This is a genomic window from Mesorhizobium huakuii, assembly GCF_014189455.1.
Classification (GTDB): domain Bacteria; phylum Pseudomonadota; class Alphaproteobacteria; order Rhizobiales; family Rhizobiaceae; genus Mesorhizobium; species Mesorhizobium huakuii_A.
Map to the genome: position 1 here is coordinate 3522744 of NZ_CP050296.1, position 21833 is coordinate 3544576.

The window sequence follows — 21833 nt, forward strand, 5'->3', positions numbered from 1 at the left end:
GCCTTGTTTACCTGAAGCTTGATTTTCCAGATCCGCCCTGCATTTGCAGGCCCTGGCAACCCAGCCGAAATCACTGTTCTAAGCCTTTCTTAAGGCGGGTGTGACATGACAAGGCTTAGCGTTGGGCCGACAATATGGGCAGAACAAAAACCGAAAACATCCCCGCGGATGTTTATATCCAGTTTGTGCGGTCGTTGTTCGACAACGCCCACATGCTGGTGATCGGCGGCGTATGCTACTGGATCCTCGGATTCATGATCTACCTGCGTACGCACAACCCTTTGTTTCTGGGCTTTTCTTTTGGTCTGCTGTCCATCAGCCTTTTCCGCTACTCCGGCATTCGCGGTTTCCGAAAGGCGGGCGGCGTAATCGCCAATGTCGAAGAGGCGCGGCGGTGGGAGCGCACCTATATCCTCAAGGGCAGCCTCCAGGGCCTCGGCTTGGGCGCGCTGTGTTTCATATCGATCTATGTATATCCCGATCCGTTTGCCGAACTGGCCGCGACGTCGCTGGCCATCGCCACCCTGGTGACGGTTGTTGGCCGGAACTACGGCTCTCCGCTCATGGTGCGGATTTTTTCCGTGACCTTCATTGGTCCGGCGGCACTTGCACTCTTGCTGCGCATGGATCTCCCCTCGGTCGTTCTCGGGTTGATGATCATCCCGTTGACGTTCATCACGATCAACAGTGCCGACCACGTCCGCAACGTGCTTTTCTCGGCTGTCATCGGCCACAAGGAAGCGAGGAAGCTCGCGCACAGGTTCGACCGCGCCCTCAACACCATGTCGCACGGCCTTGTCATGCTCGGCCCCAATGGCCGGGTGGTGGTGGCCAATGCCGAGGCTGCCCATCTGATGTCGCTCAAGTCCGCGAATGCGCTGCTCGGGCGGTCGATCCATGGTCTCCTCATGCGCGGCGTTGCCGGCGGCATGCTGGCGCCGAAGGACTGCCGCTATATCGAGGCTCAGCTGACGCGTGCCCTGCGCGAGGGCCGCGACCGCAAGGTGCTCGTTTCCCTCGCCAACGGCCAGCATTACGAATTCTCGGCCCGCGAAGGCAGCCAGGAACTCGGTGTCATTACCTTCGAGGACGTGACGGCGCGTGTTGAAGCGGAAGACAAGATCCGCTTCATGGCGCGCTATGACAATCTCACCGGCCTGCCCAATCGCGCCTATTTCCACGAGCTGATCGGCGAGGCGATGGCGTCCGGCGACCGCGATCGTTTTTGCGGCCTTGCCGTGCTCGACCTTGACGATTTCAAGAGCGTCAACGACACGCTCGGCCATCCGATCGGCGACGGGTTGATCTACGCGGTCGCCGAGCGTCTTGCCGCCGTTGCCGGGCAAGGCATCACCGTCAGCCGTTTCGGCGGCGACGAATTCATGGTCTTCTTCGACCGCATCGAGGACGAGAGCCATCTGACCACGCAGATCGACGAGATCTTTGCGGCGCTGCAGGGCGAGGTGGACGTCGCCGGCCATGGGCTGCGCATCCAGGCCAGCGGCGGCGCCGTGCTGTCGCGGGTCAGGGACAGCGATGTCGACGCCATGATCGTCAAGGCGGATCTGGCGCTCTACAAGGCCAAGGAGCTGGGCAAGAACGGCTGGCGGCTGTTCGAGGCGGCGATGGACGCGGCATTCCGCAACCGGCAGCTGATGAAGGCGGATCTGCGCAGCGCTGTGGAAAGCAAGGAATTGCGCGTGGTCTATCAGCCGATCGTGGCGATGAGCACCATGCGCATCGCCAGCTGCGAGGCGCTATGCCGCTGGGATCATCCCGATCTCGGGCCGATTTCGCCCGGTATTTTCATTCCGCTGGCCGAGGAAATGGGCATCATTTCCGAGATCAGCACTTTCGTGCTGCAGGCAGCCTGCACCGAATGCGCCAAATGGCCTGACCAGACCAGCGTCTCGGTCAACCTCTCGGCCAAGGATTTCCGCAACCGCGACGTCATCGAGAAGGTTCGCGATGCGCTGGCGAATTCCGGCCTCGCCGCCGGCCGGCTGGAGATCGAGGTCACCGAAACGGCGCTGCTCGACGACAAATCTTTGACGCGCCAGTATATCGAGGAACTGAAGCAGCTCGGCGTGCGCATCGCGCTGGACGATTTCGGCACTGGCTATTCGAGCCTGAGCTACCTCCACAAGCTGCCGCTCGACAAGATCAAGATCGACCGCTCGTTCCTGATGGACGTCACCCAGAACAATCGTTCGCTGGAACTGCTCAAGGGCATTGTCAGCCTGTCGCGGCCACTCGGGCTTTCGGTGACCGTGGAAGGCGTCGAGACCTTCGAACAGCTCAAGATCCTGGCTTTGCAGGTCAAACCGGATCTCGTGCAAGGTTTCCTCTTCGGCGCCGCGCTGAGTGCGTCGGGTATCGAAACGATGTCGAATGTCACCTGGCCATTCGCCGCGGACCTGCGTCTCACCGGCAAACGAACAGCCAGTTCCGGCAAACGGACAGCCAGTCAGTTGTCGTGATTTCGAAGGTCCCTTGATGGTGGTTCCGCCGCTTTGTCGGGCGTTCCACGTGCGGGCGATGCACAACGTTGCGTTGATCACCGGGAACGGGTCGGCCGTGAGGCCAAGCCCAAAAGACGGTGTCATTGACGATCAGTCTTTCAAATATGTAAAAGCAAAAACAATGGGTTACGACGCGCTCAGCAATTGCCGAACGCAAGCGCCACGGTCTCAACGAACGCCCGGCTGTTAAGGTTAACAGAAAGTAAACCGGCGCTATCCAAATTTCAGCTTGTGTCTCATTTCAGCTCGAATAGCCTATTCATAGGCGGAATTTCGAGGACAGATGATGGATGCTGCAACGGCTGCAAGGAATGCGTCTGGCGTGGTCAGGGCAGCCGGCGATTCGGTGCTGAACCGATCGATGATGCAACTGCTGGAGCATGTCGACTATCGCCTCATTACCGGAGGCGAGGATTTGGAGGCGATTTACCGGCTTCGCTACAAATCCTATCTGCGCTCAGGCATGTGCGGCCCAATCGCCGGCGGGATGTTCGAGGATCGCTGGGACAATCTGCCCAATTCCTACCGGTTCGGTGTCTATTTCTATGGCGAGTTGGTCAGCACGATCCGCTTCCATTACATTTCTCGGGAGCACGCGAATTCGCCCTCCGTCGATGCCTATCCGGAAATACTGATCGAGCGACTTGCCCGCGGAGAAACCTTTATCGACGGAACCCGGTTTGCAACCGATCCCGATAGCGCGCCGGCGCCCGGAGTGCTGCCGTTCCTGACCCTCAGGCTTGCCATGGTGGCCTCGCTCTATTTTGGCCAGGACTCGGTGCTGACGCCGGTCAAGGTCGAGCATTCCAATTTTTATTCGCGTTATTTCAATGCCGTACAGCGGACCGAGGCTAAAGAATTTCCAGGCGTTCTTACCCGGATCGCCTTGTTCGAAATCCCTGCCGGCGAAAATATGCGCCTGACGCTCGAACGGTTCCCATTCTTCAGGTCGACGCCGACGGAGCAGCGGCTGATGTTCGCCAATCCGGCCATCAACCGGCTGACACCCTTGTCCATCGTGCCGACAGCGAAATATTATCGCGCCGCCGCCTGAGGCTACGCGATTTTTGACGAACCTCGGGAGCTTTCCGGCCAGATCCGCGTTTTGATGACGGCGGCGTACCGCCGTTCCGTCTCGTCATCATGCCAACTGATCTGCCCCGAAGGACCCCGACATGCACATCTCCCAGCTCGCGCTCACGCCGCTTATCTCGCTGATCGCCGGCGTGCTGATCCTCATCATGCCACGGCTGCTGAACTACATCGTCGCGCTCTATCTGATCGTCGTTGGACTGCTCGGGCTCTTCCCGCACCTCGCCGGCTGAGACCGCCGGGCAGGCCTGGCGCAAGCCGCCCCTCACAGGGACGGCCGGCAGTTTCAATTTTCCCTTGAGGCAGTTGTCCGCCCCAATGCGGCAATAGCGCCATTGCTCTCGGCCCGGCTTTTCGCTATGTGCCTGAAAGATGTCTTCGAAGGGGTATTCCTATGGCTGATCACTCGCCGACCGGTCCTGTCGAACTGGGCGCGAAGATGGACTATGCGGAACATGACCGCACCTATGCGGGCTTTCTAGCGCTGGCCAAATACGGATCGCTTTTCTGCGGCGCGTTGCTCATCGCGATGGCTTTCGGCTTCTTCGCGGCCGGTTTCTTCTCGGCGACCATCCTGTTCATCCTGATCATGGCCGTCGGCGCCTTCATTCTGCGATAGACCTTCCAAAACCCCGTTGCCATTGACGTCGCCGGAGATTCCGGCCGACACTTTGCGCAAACAGGTTCCAGCCGAAAGGATCATGCGGTGGGACAGACGGTTTTCATCCCTCGTGAGCTTGATGCGAACGAGCCGCGTGTCGCGGCCTCGCCCGATACGGTCAAGCGGCTGGCGGGGCTTGGTTTCGATGTGATTGTCGAAACCGGCGCCGGCACGAGGTCGCGTATCCCCGACGAAGAGTTTGCCAAGGCGGGTGCCGCGATCGGCAAGGCCGCAGATGTCGCCAAGGCCGATGTCGTGCTCAAGGTGCGCCGGCCGACGGATGCCGAGCTGAAGAGCTACAAAGCCGGTGCAGCGGTGATCGCCATCATGGATCCCTATGGCAATGACGCGGCGGTCGCGGCGCTCGCGAAGGCCGGTGTCACCGCCTTCTCGATGGAGTTCATGCCACGCATTACCCGCGCGCAATCGATGGACGTGCTGTCCAGCCAGGCTAACCTTGCCGGCTACCAGGCGGTGATCGACGGTGCCTCGGAATATGACCGGGCCTTGCCGATGATGATGACGGCGGCCGGCACGGTGCCGGCGGCGAAAGTCTTCATCATGGGCGTCGGCGTCGCCGGCCTGCAGGCGATCGCCACGGCGCGTCGTCTTGGTGCCGTTGTCACCGCCACCGACGTGCGCCCCGCCGCCAAGGAACAGGTCGCCTCGCTCGGCGCGAAATTCCTGGCCGTCGAGGACGACGAGTTCAAGGCCGCCGAAACCGCCGGCGGCTATGCCAAGGAAATGTCCAAGGAATACCAGGCCAAGCAGGCGGCGCTCACCGCCGAGCACATCGCCAAGCAGGACATCGTCATCACCACGGCGCTGATCCCCGGCCGCCCGGCGCCGAAGCTGGTCTCGGCGTCGATGGTCGCGTCGATGAAGCCGGGTTCGGTGCTCGTCGATCTCGCGGTAGAGCGTGGCGGCAATGTCGAGGGTGCTGAGCCGGGCAAGGTCGTCACCACGGCCAACAATGTAAAGATCGTCGGCCATCTCAACGTACCGGGCCGTGTCGCCGCATCCGCCTCGCTGCTCTACGCCAAGAACCTGTTCGCTTTCCTTGAGACGCTGGTCGACAAGACGACGAAGACGCTCGCCATCAGCCGCGACGACGATCTGGTCAAGGCGACGATGCTGACCGACGGTGGCAAGGTCGTGCATCCGGCCTTCGCCAAGGCCGACCAGCAGCCCCATGTCGAGCCGGCAGCGATCCCGGCCACGACCATGGTCGCCGACGCCTCGGCCGAGCCGGCTGCTGCAAAGAAAGCCGCGACCAAGAAAACCGCCGCATCCAAGTCGCCCTCGCCCAAGTCGAAAGGGACCGCGTGATGGATCAGACCCTGCAGAAAGCCCTCGACCAGCTCGACCAGGCAAGCGCTGCCGTTAAGCTTGCGGTGCAGAACCTGGCCAATGCTCCAGGCGGTGCCGAGGCGGCGGGTGATGCCGCGCACGCACTTTCCGGCGGCGCCATCGATCCCTTCGTCTTCCGCTTCGCCATCTTCGTGCTGGCGATCTTCGTCGGCTACTATGTCGTCTGGTCGGTGACCCCCGCTTTGCACACGCCGCTGATGGCCGTCACCAACGCCATCTCCTCGGTCATCGTCGTCGGTGCGTTGCTTGCCGTCGGCATCGCCGCTTCCGGTGTTGCCGCCGGCTTCGGCTTCGTCGCGCTGATGCTGGTGTCGGTCAACATCTTCGGCGGCTTCCTGGTCACCCAGCGCATGCTGGCCATGTACAAGAAGAAGGACAAGTAGAGCGCCATGAACGCCAACTTCGCGTCCTTCCTCTATCTGGTTTCCGGCGTCCTGTTCATCATGGCGCTGCGCGGCCTGTCGCATCCGACCACCAGCCGCCAGGGCAATCTGTACGGCATGATCGGCATGGGCATTGCCATCGCCACCACGCTGGCGCTGGCGACCCCGTCGGCCGGCCGCTTCGGCCTCATCGTGCTTGGCCTCGCCATCGGCGGCGGTGTCGGCGCCGTCACCGCGCGCCGCATCGCCATGACCTCGATGCCGCAACTGGTCGCCGCCTTCCACTCGCTGGTCGGCCTCGCCGCCGTCATGGTGGCGGCTGCCGCCATCTACGCGCCGGAAAGTTTTGGCATTGGCACGAATGGAGATATCCACGCCCAGGCCCTGATCGAGATGAGCTTGGGCGTCGCCATCGGCGCCATCACCTTCACCGGCTCTGTCATCGCCTTCCTCAAGCTCGATGGCCGCATGTCCGGCAAGCCGATCATGATCGGCGGCCGCCACTTCATCAACGCCGCGCTTGGCATCGCCCTGATCGTTTTGATCATCTTGCTCGTCACCACCGAGTCAAAACTGGTGTTCTGGCTGATCGTCGCAGCCTCGCTGGTGCTTGGCATCCTCCTGATCATCCCGATCGGCGGCGCCGACATGCCGGTCGTCGTCTCGATGCTGAATTCCTACTCGGGCTGGGCCGCCGCAGCACTTGGCTTCACGCTCGGCAATCTGGCGCTGATCATCACCGGTGCGCTGGTCGGCTCGTCCGGTGCGATCCTGTCCTACATCATGTGCAAAGGCATGAACCGAAGCTTCATCTCGGTCATCCTTGGCGGCTTCGGCGGCGAGACGGCGGCAGCGGCGGATGATGGCATCGAGCGCACGGTCAAACAGGGCTCGGCCGACGACGCCGCCTATCTGATGATGAACGCGCAGAAGGTCATTATCGTGCCGGGCTACGGCATGGCGGTCGCGCAGGCGCAGCACGCGTTGCGCGAAATGGCCGACAAGCTCAAGGCCAATGGCGTCGATGTGAAATACGCCATCCACCCGGTCGCCGGCCGCATGCCTGGTCACATGAACGTGCTGCTGGCCGAAGCCAATGTGCCCTATGACGAAGTGTTCGAACTCGAGGACATCAATTCCGAATTCGCGCAGGCCGATGTCGCCTATGTCATCGGCGCCAACGACGTCACCAACCCGTCCGCGCGGGATGACAAGAGCTCACCCATCTACGGCATGCCGATCCTCGACGTCGACAAGGCCCGCACCTGCCTGTTCGTCAAGCGCTCGCTCGGCTCCGGCTATGCCGGCATCGACAACACGCTGTTCTACAAGGACGGCACCATGATGCTGCTCGGCGACGCCAAGAAGATGACCGAAGAGATCGTCAAGGCCATGGATCACTGATCTGGCCGATTGGCGGAAACGGCAAAGAGCCCGGCTTTGAAGCCGGGCTCTTTCATTTCTGGCGCAAGCCTGGGTTCAGCGGGTGGTCAGGAAAACCGCTTCCTCTTCGTCGCGCTGCCTGCCGCCGAGAGCGGCCGCGGCACTGGCGATGAAGGCGCCGATGACCAGCGACAAGGCGCCGAGCAGGGCAAACGTCGCGCTGCCTTTCCGGGCTGTGTCGGCGGCCTGCTTGGCCTTGACCTTGGCGTCCTCGACCTTGGCGACCAAGGCATCGACACGCGCCTTGGCGTCGCCCGCGGACAGCCCGGTGCGGGCAGCAACCAGTTGCGACAGATAGGTCTTGTCGTCGGCGGAAATCTCGCCCGCCGCCGCACTGGCGATCAGGATGCGCGAGGCCTCTCCGACTGCGGCAGCATCACCGTCAGAATTCGCAGCCGCAAGCTTGGCCGGATCGGCCGGACGGAACAGCGAATCCACCAGATAGGAGGTCGCATTGTCGGCCGATGCGCTGCCGATCTTGGCCGAGACACCAGCCGATGCACCCGTGGCGGCGCCCGATGCTACGGTTGAGACAGCCTGTACACCTGAGCCCAGGGCTGCGGATAGCGCCGAGCCGAGGACGCCGACGACAAGCAGCGTTGCCGACGCCCAGGCAAGGAAGCCATGAGCGGTGTCGCGGAAATACACTTCGTCAGTGTGGATGCCGACCCATTTGGTGCGCAGGCGTCCGGCAAGGTAGCCGCCGACGCCGGAGGACAGCCATTGCACGACGACCAGCCAGATCGCGGTCGACACCGCGAAGGTGGTGATCGATGCGCCGGACCCCGACCATGGCGAAACCATGCTGAGCCCAAGCCCGGAGCCGAGCAGCATGAGGATGAAGGTCAGCGTCGAAGCCGCGAAAGCGCCGGCAATGATCGGTCCCCAGCTGACGGCTGTAGCGGAGGCTTCTTCTGAAGCGGATAGGTCGATAGCCGATATGGTGGGCTGCATCAACGCCCCCTACCGTACGAACAGCATGATGAGAATGATGATTGGGATCGGAATACCGAGCAACCAGAGCAAAATGCCACGTCCCATGAAGGCCTCCTGTGAGAAACTATGATCGATGTTGTCACAATGTCCCGAGAGGACTTCCGTTCCGGCAGGCTATAAAATGATTTTGTTTGCCGGCGAGGGAACAATTCGAAGCACCGCTTCGCACCAATGTCTCAAGCGATCATGTTGTTGTGATTTGACCCCCAGGTCGAGTCGGGCAAAAGCGGAAATCCGGACGAATTTTCTTCGAAGTGCCTTGCCGAGCAGGAAGACAAATGACTCCAAGGAAATTCCAGGAGAAGCAAAAAGCAAGAGCCCAGCGGATTTGGGCTCCTGTCCGCGGGCTGCGCCCAGCAATTTTAGTCGGCCTGGTCTCGCTCTATTGCCTGTTCCCCTGGGGCACGACCCTTGCCACTGCAGCCGGTGCGCCGATCGGCGCGACATCGGCCAGTTCGGCTGCCGAAGACACCGCGCATCCTTCCTCCGTAGGCTTTGAAGCCGTTCGCGTTCCCAATGGCGGCGAGCCGCCGCTGGCTGCCGGCATCTGGTACCCGACTTCAGCCGAGCCGCGCTATGTGCCGCTGGAATTCTTCAAGCAGCGCGTCGCGCCTTCCGGCCCGGTAGAAGGCCGTGCGCTGCCGCTCATCGTGATCTCGCATGGCGGCGGCGGATCCTATGCCGGTCATTATGATACGGCGATCGCCCTGGCGAGAGCCGGCTTCGTTGTCGCGGCGGTCAGCCATGCCGGTGACACCTTCGACGACCAGAGCAAGGTGCTGATGCTATGGCGCCGGCCCGCCCAACTGAGCCGGCTGATCGATTTCATGCTGACGGACTGGCAGGGACATGCAGACATCGATCCGCAGCTCATCGGTGCCTTCGGATTCTCGAATGGCGGCTTCACGGTGCTCGTCGAAGCGGGCGGAATACCCGATCTCGGCAGGATCGATCCATACTGCGCGGCAAATCCCCAGCATGATCTTTGCACCACGCTGGCGAAAGCCGGGGTCCATTCCGTTGCCGAAGCGGCCCAGCCACCCCGGATGCGTGGAAGCCTGATCTGCGGATCCGCGCCATCGCAGCCGCCGCGCCGGCGTTCGGCTTCACCTTCGACCGCGCCGGCCTTGCTTCGGTTCAGATCCCGGTGCTCCTATGGCGCGCGGCCAACGACCAGCATCAACCCGATCCCTGGTATGAAGAACGCGTCCGTGCGGCGCTGCCTCGACCGCCGGAGTATCATGTCGAACCGCTGGCAGGCCACTATGCGTTCCTGCCGCCTTGCAGCACTCGCCTGCGCGCCATTGCGCCCATGGCTTGCGTTGACGCCCCCGGCTTCGACCGGGCAGCGTTCCATCAGCGCCTGAACGCCGCCCTGGCAAGCTTTTTCGGCGCAGCGCTACAGCCTTAGAGCGCGTTGCATCGGAACGGATTTGGGCGCCGCGCTTTAAGCTTTTTGCGAGCATGTCGTTCGCCCAAACCGTTGCGCAGCTTTGGGCGACAAGCATCAAATATCCAGATTGGCGACCGACAGTGCGTTGTCCTGGATGAATTCGCGCCGTGGCTCCACCTCGTCGCCCATCAGCCGCGAGAACAGGCTGTCGGCATCGGTCGCATCGTTGACCTTGACTTGCAGCAGCGACCGCACATTTGGGTCGAGCGTGGTTTCCCAGAGCTGCTCGGCATTCATCTCACCGAGACCCTTGTAGCGCTGCATGGTCAGGCCCTTGCGGCCGGTCGCAAAGACGGCGTTGAGCAGCGCCAGCGGGCCCGAGACGGTTTCGGACACATCCTTGCGGCGCAGCACCGGCGGCGTCCCGTAGACCTCGCTCAGGCGCTGTGCGTAGCGGTCGAGCTGGCGGGCGTCGGCCGAATTGATCAGCCCCATGTCGAGATGGGCATATTCCTTGACGCTGCGCACCGTGCGTTCGAAGACATAGCCGCCGCTGCCGTCATTCGAGGTCGACATGCGGCCGGTCCAGCCGCGCTCGGTGTCCTCGGCGATGATGTCGAGGCGTTGCGCAATCCGCTCCGCCATGGCGTTGGCGCGGCCAAGATCGCCGAAGATTTCGGGGTTGAGTCCGCCGGCGATCGCGGCCTGTTCGACCACGCCTCTGTTGTAGCGTGTGTGCAGGCCATTGATCAGCTGGCGCACAGCCAGCGCATCGTCAACCGCACCGCGCAAATCCTGCCCGGTCCGCACTTCGCCCGAACCCATCGTAAGCGAAGCTTCCTCCAGCCCGGACTCGATCAGGAACTCCTCGAAGGCGCTTTCATTCTTGATGTATTGCGAGCTCTTGCCGCGCGTCACCTTATAGAGCGGCGGCTGGGCGATGTAGAGATGGCCGCGCTCGATCAGTTCCGGCATCTGCCGGAAGAAGAAGGTGAGCAGCAAGGTTCTGATGTGGGCGCCGTCGACGTCGGCGTCGGTCATCAGGATGATCTTGTGATAGCGCAGCTTGTCGGCATTGAACTCGTCCTTGCCGATCGAGGTGCCGAGCGCGGTGATCAGCGTGCCGATCATGTCGGAGCCGAGCATACGGTCGAAGCGGGCCCGCTCGACATTGAGGATCTTGCCGCGCAGCGGCAGGATAGCCTGGTTCTGGCGCGAACGGCCGCCCTTGGCCGAGCCGCCGGCCGAGTCACCCTCGACGATGAAGATTTCGGATTTCGCCGGGTCGCGTTCCTGGCAGTCGGCCAGCTTGCCTGGCAAGGACGTAACGCCGAGCGAGCTCTTGCGGGTGATGTCGCGCGCCTTGCGCGCCGCTTCGCGCGCCGCCGCGGCCTGGATCACCTTGTCGATGACCACCTTGCCTTCGGTCGGATGCTCTTCAAGCCAGGTACCGAGGGCCTCGTTGACCAGGCCCTCCACCACCGGGCGGACCTCAGACGAAACCAGCTTATCCTTGGTCTGCGAGGAGAATTTCGGGTCGGGAACCTTGACCGACAGCACGGCCGTCAAGCCTTCGCGGCAATCGTCGCCGATCAGCGAGACCTTTTCCTTCTTGGTCAGCCCCGAGGACTCGCCATAACCGGTGATCTGACGCGTCAGCGCGCCACGGAAGCCGGCCAGATGGGTGCCGCCATCACGCTGCGGGATGTTGTTGGTGAAGGCCAGCACGTTCTCGTGATAGCTGTCGTTCCACCACATCGCCACTTCGACGGTGATGCCGTCGCGCTCGGCCTTGATGGCAATCGGCTTCTCGATCAGCGGTTTCTTGACCCGATCGAGATATTTGACGAACTCTTCCAGGCCGCCATCATAGTGCAGTTCATGCCGCACAATGTCGGCGTGGCGGGCATCGGTCAGAATGATGCGGACACCGGAATTGAGGAAGGCGAGCTCGCGCAGCCGGTGCTCCAGCGTGCCGAAATCGAACTCGACCATGGTGAAGGTCTCGGCCGACGGGAAGAAGGTGATCGAGCTGCCGCTGCGGCCCTCATAGGTGCCCGGCTGCTTGTCCTGCTCGTAGCTGCCGGTCGCCTTCAACGGCGCATCGGCATTGCCGTGCGTGAAGCTCATCTCGAAGATCTGGCCGTTGCGTCGGATCTTCAGCTTCAGCCAGGCCGAAAGAGCGTTGACCACCGAGACGCCGACACCATGCAGGCCGCCCGACACCTTGTAGGAATTCTGGTCGAATTTGCCGCCGGCATGCAGCTGCGTCATGATCACTTCAGCCGCGGAAATGCCTTCGCCGGTGTGGATATCGGTCGGAATGCCGCGGCCATTGTCGATCACCGTCACAGAACCATCGGGGTTGAGCGTCACCGTGACGAGGTCGGCGTGGCCGGCCAAGGCCTCGTCGATGGCGTTGTCGACCACCTCATAGACCATGTGATGCAGGCCGGAACCGTCGTCAGTGTCGCCGATATACATTCCGGGGCGTTTGCGGACGGCGTCCAACCCCTTCAAAACCTTGATGGAATCGGCGCCGTATTCGGCTTCTGCGCCGTTTGTGTTCTCGGTCTGGTCGCTCATGAAAACCTGTTGTCTAGATGCCGCTTTTACAGCGCGAAAAATCGGCCCCGAATCGCGCGTCTGATATCGACTAGATATAGGCGCTAAAGGCGGTTTTTCCAAGGTTTGCGGGCATTTCCGGGCCGAATCCCGGGCTGGCAGCCGGCTATTTTTTTGAGCCCCGAATTTGGTGAGAAGGTCGCGCAAATATTTGATCGTGGATTTGTCCCGGGGCGCCAGCCGGCCGGTGCGGTCGAGTTCCAGCGTCAGGTTCAGCGCCTTGGTCAGCACCGCCTTCGGATCCTTCGCCACATAGGCATAGTTGATGTAGGCCTGTACCAGATCAAACTGCCAGATCGCATTGTTCGGATCGGACTGGGCGAGTTTCTGGCGGATGCCGAGGCTGGCTTCGAAGGCCTTCTTGGATCCCTCGAAGTGGCGCTGCTTGGTCTCCAGCATGCCGATTTCCGACAGCGTGATCGACAGGTCGCGCTGCCAGTCGGAATTGGCCGGGTCGAGGTTGGCCAACCGATCGGCAATGGCAAAACTGTCCCGATAGTTTTGCAGTGCGCCGCTGACATCGCCCTGGGCATCAAGCACACCGGCAACCTTTTCCAGGCAGACCGACAGGTCGCGCTGCCATTCGGTGTTGCCAGGATCATCAGCGGCAAGTTCACGCGCCACGGCCAGCGCTTGCCGATAGGAAGCCAGCGCTGGCGGCCAGTTCTCCTGGTCGTTGAGCGCGTTGCCGATCTTGGCGTAACTGATCGACAGGTCGCGCTTCAAGTCGGTATCGTTGGGGTCACGGCGCACCAGCTCTTCGGCGATCGCCTGGCTCTTGGTGTAGGCCACGAGTGCAGCGGCGGCGTCGCCGCGCTGACGCAGCAGGTCACCGATCCTATCGTGGCTGACTGAGACAGCGCGCTGGCGCTCAAGGTCATCGGGTTTGTTCTCCGCCAGCACGAGCCGAATTCTCAGGCTCTCTTCAAAGGCCGTCTGGGCGCCGTCCAGCTGTCCGGCGGTCCGGGCAAGGTCGCCGATTTCATCATAGGTTATGGTCAGGTCGCGCAGCAGATAGGCGCTGTTCGGCTCGGCATCTGCCAAACGCTGCTTGATCGACAGGCTTTGTTGATAGGCCTGGGCCGCCGCCCCCACATCGCCTTGCGTCGCCAGCACATTGCCGATCTTGTCATTGGCCATGGCAAGATCACCGAGCCAGTCTTTCTTGTCCGGCACGCTTGCGGTCAGGTCCTGCAGCATGTCCCTGGCCGCCTCATAATGTTCCAGCGAGGTTGGCAGGTCGCCTTGTGCCATCTCAGTGTTGGCGAGCTTGATATGGGCGATGGCGAGATCGCGCTTGACGCTGGGGTCGGTTTCCTGACGCGACCGCTGCTCGAGGTTGGCCAACAGGGCGGTAAAGGCACGGCCGGCCGCCTCGACATTGCCCACCGTCGTATAGAGGATACCGAGTTCCTCCAGCGTGCGGCTCTGGCGGTCGGCCTGTTCCAGGTTGAGTGAGGTCTGCCCGGCCTCGCCATACAGCGCCAGCACCGATTCATAGTCACCAATGGCCGTGGCGTAGTCGAGGTCGGCGCGCGCCGCGCCGCCGGAGAGGAAGGCGCGTCGCGGCCTCGGACAGGGTTCGGCTGACGAAATTGACCTTAAGCGCCTGACGCGAAACATTGTCGATGTCGGCGGCGTTGGCGAGAAGGGCGCGGGCGCCATCGAACGCGCCCAGCGACAGCTGCTCCTCGGCTTGCCGGCGCAGTTCCGTCACCTGGGGATCGTCGGAGGCGAGCGTCTTCATTTCGCTGCGCACCTTGACGAAAGCGTCGGCCGCCTCGCGCAGCCGGGCGTTCAGGCTGTCGGCAGAGAGATGGCTGGTGTCGGTCCCGATCAGCGCGCCATAGAGCGGCGCCAGCGGCATGTCGGCATCGCTGGCGATCTGCTCGACCTCGCCGCGCATTTCCGGCGTCACATCGGCCATGGCCAGCAGCAGCCGTTCGCGCTCCGGCAGCTGTTCCTTCGCCGCGGTCGCAAAGAACAGCTTCGGCAGGCCGCTTTCGACATAGGGCAGCTGCTTGCCGCGGGAGAGGTCATAGACCTCTTGCTGCACCAAGGTCAGCACCGAGCGGATTTCGAGCCCGTCGGTGCCGAGATATTTGGTCAGCGCCGTCGTGAACGGCGAGTTCTGGCCGGTGCCGTCGGCGGCCGTTTCGCCGGGTGCGGCCGAGAAAGCGAACAGGATGTTTTCCGCCCGCCCGACGCGGCCGAGGCCCGGCTTGACCTTGTCGGCGATATCCTTCGCCAGCGAGGTCGCGCCGCGCCCGTCGCCACTGCCTCCCGAGAACGGATCGCTGCGGCAGGCGTCAAGCACGATCAGCCCGACCTTGGCGGTGGCGGCGACCGCATCGCGTACCTCTTCCAGCGGCAGGCTGGTCTTGTCCATCTGGTCAAGAGAGGACGCATCGGCATCGACCGGCAACAGCCGGTTGTCGCCCGAGATTTCGACGCCGTGGCCGGAGAAATAGACCAGCGCCACATCGGCGCCCTTGGCATCGGCGCGGAAATCGTCGAGCGCACGGCGCATGCGCCGGAGGTCACGGTTGGTTTCGAGGACAACTTCGAAGCCGAGCTTCTTCAGCGCCGCTTGCATCACCTCGCCGTCATGGATGGGATTGGCCAAGGGCCGGACCAGCCGGTAGTCGTCTTCGGCCATGACCAATGCCACGCGCCGTTCCGCCACCGCGGTGGCGGTGGTCGCAATCATCAGCAGCAAGGCAAACAGCAAACGCAAGTCGAACCGCCCCCGGCTCAGTCGTTTGCCGACCATTCCATCTCTTTATGGCGCGAGCAAGCCGGGGCGGGGACCGGCTCTTTCATTTGGCCGGGGTATCCAGCAGCTTCAGCCGCTTGCGCAATTCATCCGGAATCCAGGCGTCCGCGGGCGATAGGATGCCGGCCTGCTGCATGTCGGAGGCGATCTTGAGGGCCGCCGTCAAATTCGAACGGACATCGAGACCCATCTCGGCCATTTTGAAATGGCCGATGACCATATCGCGCAGCCACATCGAATTGTCCGGATCGATGGCGGAGAAGCGCTCGGAGATATCGAGCGACTGCTGGTAGAATTGCGTGGCGAGATCCTTGTTGCCCGATCTTGCCAGGAGATCGCCGATCTTGCCGCAATTGATCGCCAGATCGCGTTGCCAGAGGCTGTTGCTGGCGTCGTTTCCAGTCAGGGCAAGAGATGCGTCAAGTGCTGATTTGTAGGCGGTCAGCGCCGCTCCCGGCTCGCCATTCGCCAGATGTGCGTCGCCCAGCTTGCTGTAGTTGATTTCGAGATCACGCAGCCATCGCGTGTTGCTCTGGTCGGTCTTGACCAGCGATTCCCAGATGTGATTGGCCTCGTTGAACGCGGCCAGAGCCTCGGCATTTGCCTGCAGCATCAGCTGCGCGTCGCCGATGCTGTCATGAAGGATCGCGATATCGCGCTGGCCTTCGAGATTTTCCGGATCGGCGCTGGCAAGGGCCGAACTCAGGCTCAGGCCGGCCTGATAGGAAACGATGGCGTTCTTGTATTCGCCCAAGATCTGCAAGCTGTCGCCGATCTTGGTGTAGGAGACGCACAGATCGCGCTGCCAGGAGAGATTGGCTGGATCCAGCTCCGTCAGCTTGCGCCATATCGCAAAGCCCGAACTGAAGGCGTCGAGCGCGTGGCTGTAATCGCCCGCCATGATCAGCACGTCGCCGATCGAGTCGTGGGCCACGCCCAGCCGGCGCTGCCAGTTGATGTTGTCGGGGTCAAGTCCGACCACCCGTTTGGAAACCTCCAGCGCCTTCTGGTAATAGGGCATGGCGTCCTTGAGATTGCCCTGGGAGCGCATGACGTAGCCGATCCGGTCATAGGCAAAGGAAAGATCGCTCTGCCATTCGAGTTCGGTCGGGGCCGCGGCGGCCACCTTCTCGGCGATATCAGCCGATGCCTGGTAATCGGCAAGGCCATCGGCGAGCTTGCCCTGGGCGACGGCGGTATCGCCCATCTTGTCCAGGCTGAGCGAAACGTCCCGCTGCCAGAAAACGTTGTTCGGATCGGTGCCGGAGCGCCTTGTCGATCCTTCATTCCATTCCTTGTAGGTCCTGGCGGCGTCATCCAGCCTGCCCAGCGTCGTGTAGACATCGCCGAGCCGGGCAAGTGTGAGAAGCTGCTGCAACCGGTCGTCCGCCGGAATGTCCTCGCCATTGACCTCGCGATAGAGTGCTGTCGCCTTCTCATAGCCATCCGCGGCCAATTGATATCTGAGCAAAGCACTTGCCGCGCCGCCTTCCAGCGAATGGGTTGCCGCTTCCGAAAGCGTGCGTTCCACATAATTGGCCTTGAGCCGCTGGCGCGAATCCTTGTCGATTCCGGCGGCCTCGGCGAGCTTGGCGCGAGCGGCATCGAAGGCACCGAGCGAGAGCTGCCGTTCCGCTTCCTGCCGCAACTGCGTCACCGCCGGATCGCCAGAGGCGAGCGTGGTCATTTCCCGCTGCACCTTGACGAAGGCATCCGCGGCTTCCCTGAGCTTGGCCGAGCGCTGCTCGGGACCGAGCGCGGCAACGTTCTTCGACAGCAGCGCGCCATAGAGCGGCGCGAGCGGCATGTCGGCATCGCTGGCGATCTGCTCCACCTCGCCGCGCATTTCCGGCGTCACATCGGCCATGGCCAGCAGCAGCCGTTCGCGCTCCGGCAGTTGCTCCTTCGCCGCGGTCGCAAAGAACAGCTTCGGCAGTCCGCTCTCGACATAGGGTAGCTGTTTGCCCCGCGACAGGTCGTAGACCTCCTGCTGCACCAGCGTCAGCACCGAGCGGATTTCGAGCCCGTCCGTGCCGAGATATTTGGTCAGCGCCGTGGTGAACGGCGAATTCTCTCCGGTACCGTCGGCCGCCGTCTCGCCGGGTGCGGCCGAAAAGGCGAACAGGATGTTTTCCGCTCGGCCGACGCGGCCAAGGCCTGGCTTGACCTTATCGGCTACATCCTTCGTGAGAGAGGCCGCACCGCGACCGTCGTTGGTGCTCCCCGAGAACGGATCGCTGCGGCAGGCGTCAAGCACGATCAGCCCGACCTTGGCGGTAGCGGCGACCGCATCGCGCACCTCTTCCAGCGGCAGGCTGGTCTTGTCCAGCGCGTCGAGCGAGGAGGCGTCGGCATCGATCGGCAGCAGCCGGTTGTCGCCCGAGATCTCGACGCCATGGCCGGAGAAATAGACCAAAGCGACATCGGCGCCCTTGGCATCGTCGCGGAAATCGTCGAGCGCGCGCCGCATGCGCCGGAGGTCGCGGTTGGTTTCGAGCACCACCTCGAAGCCGAGCTTCTTCAGCGCCGCGTCCATCGCCTCACCGTCATGGATGGGGTTGGCCAGTGGCCGCACCAGCCGGTAGTCGTCCTCCGCCATGACCAGTGCCACGCGCCGCTCCGCCACCGCGGTGGCGGTGACCGACAAGAACAGCAGCAAGGCAAGCAGCAAACGCACGTCGAACCGCCCCCGGCTCAGTCGCGTCCTGACAATTCCACCTCTTTATGGCGCGAGCAAGCCGGGCATTTGGGCGAAGATGAACTCTTTCAGGCTGCGCGCAGCGGTTTCAACGCCTCGCTCCAGCGCAACAGCTCGTCCAGCATGGCCTTGGCGCCGCCGGTCACCTGTTCACTGGCGCTGAAGGCGCCATTCTCGTCGAGCAGCTTCTGGTACATCGGCAGCGCGACGCCCTCCGGGATCGGCATGATCCCGACCGCGCCAGCAGCGGCTTCAGCGCCTGCGCCGCGCGCAGGCCGCCGGAGACGCCGCCATAGCTGAAAATGGCGGCCGGCTTGTACTTCCATTCTCGCAGCAGGTAGTCGATCGCGTTGACGATCGCCGGGGCGGCGAAATAATTGTACTCCGGCGCTACGAATACGAAGGCATCGGCGGCGTCGATCGCCTTCGACCACGCCTTAGTGTGATCGTTCTGATAATTGCCGAGTCTTGGATGATGCGGCTCGTCGAGCACCGGCAGGTGGAACGCGGCGATGTCGGTCAGCACCGGCTCGAATTTCCCGTGCTCGCGCGCGAATGTCTCCAGCCATTCGGCAAAAACCGGTCCGGCGCGGCCGGGCCGCGTGCTGCCGATGATGATGTTCAACTGGTGCTTCAAGGCGGGCTCCTTCGTCAGGCGGTATCTGTTGGTGACTGTCACTACGGCAGAGTGTTCCGGCGGGCAAGGCGGGGCGCCTGGTGGCGCGGTCACGATCGGATGAACAGACCATCTGCTTGGTGCCGTGAATTGCCTGCCGTTCGGTCACATGGACGCCCGGATCGCCAGCCACTACATTGAGGGCAGCAGCGGAGCACTTCATGGACACTCAGCCCGCCCCCTTTGTCCCGCCCGCACCGAAGCCGCGCACGTCGCCGCCTTCGACGCTGGAGATGATCCGCATCGTCTACCGCAATCCGCTCGAACTGTGGGGCGAGCCGACCTACAACGAGCCCTGGATATCGGTGAATGGCGTTGGCGGGCATCTGGTCATCGCCAACGATCCCGGCCTCATCCGCCATGTGCTGGTCGACAACGCCAAGAACTACAAGATGGCGACGGTGCGCCAGAAAATCCTGCGACCGATCCTGCGCGATGGCCTGCTGACCGCCGAGGGCGAGGTGTGGAAGCGCTCGCGCAAGGCGATGGCGCCGGTGTTCACGCCGCGCCACATCTTCGGCTTTGCCCAGCCGATGCTGAAGCGCACGCTGGAGTTTGTCATCCGCTACGAGGACGGCGGCACGTCCGACATCGCCCATGACATGACGCTGCTGACCTACGACATTCTGGCCGAGACGCTGTTCTCCGGCGAGATCGCGGGCGAGCCGGGCAGTTTCGCCAATGAGATCGACCGCCTGTTCGAGACCATGGGCCGTGTCGATCCGCTCGATCTGCTGCGCGCGCCCGACTGGCTGCCGCGGCTCACCCGCATCCGTGGCCGCAAGACCATGGCCTATTTCCGCAAGATCGTCACCGACACCGTCAAGATGCGCGAGGAGCGTTTCAAGCGTGATCCCGATGGCGTGCCGCAGGATTTCCTGACGCTGCTGCTGAAGGCCGAAGGCCCCGACGGGCTGACGCGCTCGGAAGTCGAGGACAACATCATCACCTTCATCGGTGCCGGCCATGAGACGACGGCGCGGGCGCTGGGCTGGACGCTCTATTGCCTGGCCGAATCGCCATGGGAGCGCAACCGCGTCGAGCAGGAGATCGACGAGGTGCTGGCGCGCGAGCCCGATCCGACGAAATGGCTGGACGCCATGCCGTTGACCCGCGCTGCTTTCGATGAGGCGCTCCGGCTCTATCCGCCGGCGCCCTCCATCAACCGCGAGCCGATCGTGCCGGAGACGTGGAAGGATCTTTATATCCCCAAGCACGCCGCCGTGCTGGTCATGCCCTGGGTCGTCCATCGCCACAGGAAGCTGTGGGACAGGCCCGATGCCTTCCTGCCCGAACGCTTCCATCCGGGAAATCGCGAAAAGATCGACCGTTTTCAGTATCTGCCGTTCGGCGCCGGCCCGCGCGTCTGTATCGGCGCCAGTTTCGCCATGCAGGAGGCGATCATCGCGCTCGCCATCCTGTTGTCGCGCTTCCGCTTCGATACGACCGCCGAGACCAAGCCCTGGCCAGTGCAGAAATTGACGACGCAGCCGCAAGGCGGGCTGCCGATGCAGGTCACATCGCGACAACGTTGAAGGGCAAGGCTCTTCTGGAAATTATGCCGCGGGCTTGCGCTGCTGGAACTGGCCGGCGGCGCGGAAGCGCCAGAGGTAGCTCGGCAGGATCGTCGCGATCGATTGCGGCTGGATGCCAAGCCCGGCAAGTGTCCGGTTGGCCTTGGCGGCGGCTTCCGAAACGATGTTGTGCTCGCGCAGCTGCATCACCTGGTCCTTGGTCAGCAGCGGATTGGGCAACAGGCCGAGGATCGAGGCCTGGATGTTGGCCACCCACCACGGCACCGGAACCAAGAGGCGCTTGCGCTCGATCACGGTGAGCAGCTCTTCCATGCACTCCTTGAAGGTGAGCACATTGGGGCCGCCGAGCTCGTAGATCTGGCCGCCACCGATCTTGCCGTCGACCGAGCGCGCCACCGCTTCGGCGACGTCGCCGACATAGACCGGCTGGAACTTGGTCTGGCCGCCACCGATCAGCGGCAGCGCTGGCGAATAGCGCGCCATGTTGGCGAAGCGGTTGAAGAAGCTGTCTTCCGGTCCGAAATTGATCGACGGCCGAAAGATCACGGCATCGGCGATCGTCTCCAGAACGGCCTTCTCGCCAAGCGCCTTGGTGCGCGCGTAATCCGATTCGGAGCCCAGATCGGCGCCAAGTGCTGAAATATGGGTGAGCCCGGCGCCAACCGAGCGCGCTGCCTCGGCCACGGCGCGGGCGCCGAAGTCGTGCACGGTGTTGAATTTCTGCCGGCCGGTCTCATGCAGGATGGCGACGAGATTGACGACATGGTCAGCGCCCTGCACGGCGCGGTCGACCGACCAGCGCACGCGCACATTGGCTTGCACCGGCTGGATCTGGCCGACATTGCCGAGCGGCTGCAGATGGCCGGCAAGGTCGGGCCGCCGGCAGGCGACTCGGATGCGGTAGCCGCGCTTGGCCAGCGCGCGTACGACATGGCGGCCGACAAAGCCAGAACCGCCAAAGACGACGACGAGCTTTGGGGTCTGCAGGATTTCGGTCATGGCTGGCTCCGGCGCACGTTCCAGATGGCTTGGCTGAAGCCGTTTCATAGTCGGTTTTGCGCCAAAGGCAAAGGGTGACGCGTCGTCGCGTCACCCCTCTTCAAAGCTTGTTAGAACGCCTTGCCGATGCGGGCGTCGACCGAGTGACGGTTGCCGCCGCGAATGACGAAGAAGAGCAGGATCGCGGCCCACAAAAGCGACTTTTCGGCGCCCGAAAAACCCTGGCCCATGGTGACCCAATGGAACCAGACGGTCACCAGCAGCACGAACAGGCCGGCAAAAGCGGCCGGGCGCGTCAAAAACCCGATGGCGATGAAAATGCCGCCGAAAAACTCGGTGCAGGCCAAAAGCAACGACCAGAAGGCGCCGGGATAGAAGCCGAGGCCTTCGACCATGTCGGCGGCGCCGAAGGGATCCGTGATCTTCTGCGAGCCATGGATGGTGAGGAACGCGCCGGCGACGACGCGCAGCACAGTTTCGCCGGCGTCATGCAGCGACGAATACAGGCGGCCGAGCGCCGGAATGATCAGTCTGCCGCGGGAAGCGTCGGTGGTTACGGACATCGTAGCTCCTGTCTGGTTGAATATCTCCTCGCAAACGCCCGATGGCTCCCGTCAAGTCAAGTTAACAAAAGTTAACTTTCACAATCATGTTTATGTGTGC

At 62.8% G+C, this 21833-nt stretch carries 15 protein-coding genes and 2 pseudogenes; 9 read left to right on the forward strand and 8 right to left on the reverse strand.

Annotation, left to right across the window (positions count from 1 at the left end):
* The first annotated feature begins 134 nt into the window (after positions 1-134).
* From HB778_RS17480 to HB778_RS17510, 7 genes are all read left to right on the forward strand, one after another.
* Entirely contained in the window at positions 135-2480 is a 2346-nt protein-coding gene (locus tag HB778_RS17480; RefSeq protein ID WP_183464929.1) for a putative bifunctional diguanylate cyclase/phosphodiesterase, read from the forward strand.
* 364 nt (positions 2481-2844) lie between these two features.
* The gene (locus HB778_RS17485) at positions 2845-3576 is read left to right on the forward strand and encodes an N-acyl amino acid synthase FeeM domain-containing protein (protein WP_244661943.1); all 732 of its coding nucleotides are present in this window, start codon (positions 2845-2847) and stop codon (positions 3574-3576) included.
* A gap of 121 nt (positions 3577-3697) precedes the next feature.
* Complete coding sequence (locus HB778_RS17490; RefSeq protein WP_019862764.1) at positions 3698-3847, forward strand: DUF3096 domain-containing protein; 150 nt, start codon at positions 3698-3700, stop codon at positions 3845-3847.
* 161 nt (positions 3848-4008) lie between these two features.
* A complete protein-coding gene (locus tag HB778_RS17495; RefSeq protein ID WP_095200826.1) occupies positions 4009-4233 on the forward strand; it encodes an aa3-type cytochrome c oxidase subunit IV in 225 nt (74 codons plus the stop codon).
* 87 nt (positions 4234-4320) lie between these two features.
* Complete coding sequence (locus HB778_RS17500; protein WP_183464931.1) at positions 4321-5604, forward strand: Re/Si-specific NAD(P)(+) transhydrogenase subunit alpha; 1284 nt, start codon at positions 4321-4323, stop codon at positions 5602-5604.
* Complete coding sequence (locus HB778_RS17505; protein ID WP_432421255.1) at positions 5604-6029, forward strand: proton-translocating transhydrogenase family protein; 426 nt, start codon at positions 5604-5606, stop codon at positions 6027-6029. Before HB778_RS17500 ends, HB778_RS17505 begins: the two co-directional genes overlap by 1 nt.
* 6 nt (positions 6030-6035) lie before the next feature.
* Positions 6036-7433: an NAD(P)(+) transhydrogenase (Re/Si-specific) subunit beta gene (locus HB778_RS17510; RefSeq protein ID WP_095200829.1), complete on the forward strand. Its 1398-nt coding sequence runs from the start codon at positions 6036-6038 to the stop codon at positions 7431-7433.
* Positions 7434-7508: 75 nt separating this feature from the next.
* On the opposite strand, the gene HB778_RS17515 is transcribed toward HB778_RS17510, so the two are convergent.
* Complete coding sequence (locus HB778_RS17515) at positions 7509-8426, reverse strand: hypothetical protein (RefSeq protein WP_183464933.1); 918 nt, start codon at positions 8424-8426, stop codon at positions 7509-7511.
* A gap of 320 nt (positions 8427-8746) precedes the next feature.
* Here HB778_RS17515 and HB778_RS17520 point away from each other — a divergent pair, with 320 nt between their 5' ends.
* Positions 8747-9835: an alpha/beta hydrolase family protein gene (locus HB778_RS17520; RefSeq protein WP_244661944.1), complete on the forward strand. Its 1089-nt coding sequence runs from the start codon at positions 8747-8749 to the stop codon at positions 9833-9835.
* Positions 9836-9975: 140 nt separating this feature from the next.
* Here HB778_RS17520 and gyrB read toward each other — a convergent pair whose 3' ends face one another.
* The 5 genes and pseudogenes from gyrB to HB778_RS17540 form a co-directional block, all read right to left on the reverse strand.
* Positions 9976-12447, reverse strand: a complete 2472-nt coding sequence (gene gyrB / locus HB778_RS17525) for a DNA topoisomerase (ATP-hydrolyzing) subunit B (protein WP_183465128.1) — start codon at positions 12445-12447, stop codon at positions 9976-9978.
* Between the two features lie 690 nt (positions 12448-13137).
* Positions 13138-13740: pseudogene (locus HB778_RS43080) on the reverse strand (caspase family protein); the annotation flags it as partial.
* Positions 13741-13987: 247 nt separating this feature from the next.
* Positions 13988-15223: a caspase family protein gene (locus HB778_RS41490; RefSeq protein WP_244661945.1), complete on the reverse strand. Its 1236-nt coding sequence runs from the start codon at positions 15221-15223 to the stop codon at positions 13988-13990.
* 82 nt (positions 15224-15305) lie between these two features.
* On the reverse strand, positions 15306-17939 hold the full coding sequence (locus tag HB778_RS17535) for a caspase family protein (RefSeq protein WP_244661946.1): 2634 nt from the start codon (positions 17937-17939) through the stop codon (positions 15306-15308).
* An 89-nt stretch (positions 17940-18028) separates the two neighbouring features.
* Positions 18029-18597 (reverse strand): annotated as a pseudogene (locus HB778_RS17540) (NADPH-dependent FMN reductase).
* Positions 18598-18797: 200 nt separating this feature from the next.
* Here HB778_RS17540 and HB778_RS17545 point away from each other — a divergent pair.
* The gene (locus tag HB778_RS17545; protein WP_183464934.1) at positions 18798-20171 is read left to right on the forward strand and encodes a cytochrome P450; all 1374 of its coding nucleotides are present in this window, start codon (positions 18798-18800) and stop codon (positions 20169-20171) included.
* A gap of 21 nt (positions 20172-20192) precedes the next feature.
* Here the strand turns inward: HB778_RS17545 and HB778_RS17550 are convergent, their stop codons facing one another.
* Both HB778_RS17550 and HB778_RS17555 read right to left on the reverse strand, forming a co-directional pair.
* Complete coding sequence (locus tag HB778_RS17550) at positions 20193-21170, reverse strand: complex I NDUFA9 subunit family protein (protein ID WP_183464935.1); 978 nt, start codon at positions 21168-21170, stop codon at positions 20193-20195.
* Positions 21171-21280: 110 nt separating this feature from the next.
* Positions 21281-21733, reverse strand: a complete 453-nt coding sequence (locus tag HB778_RS17555; RefSeq protein ID WP_183464936.1) for a DoxX family protein — start codon at positions 21731-21733, stop codon at positions 21281-21283.
* Positions 21734-21833 lie beyond the last annotated feature (100 nt).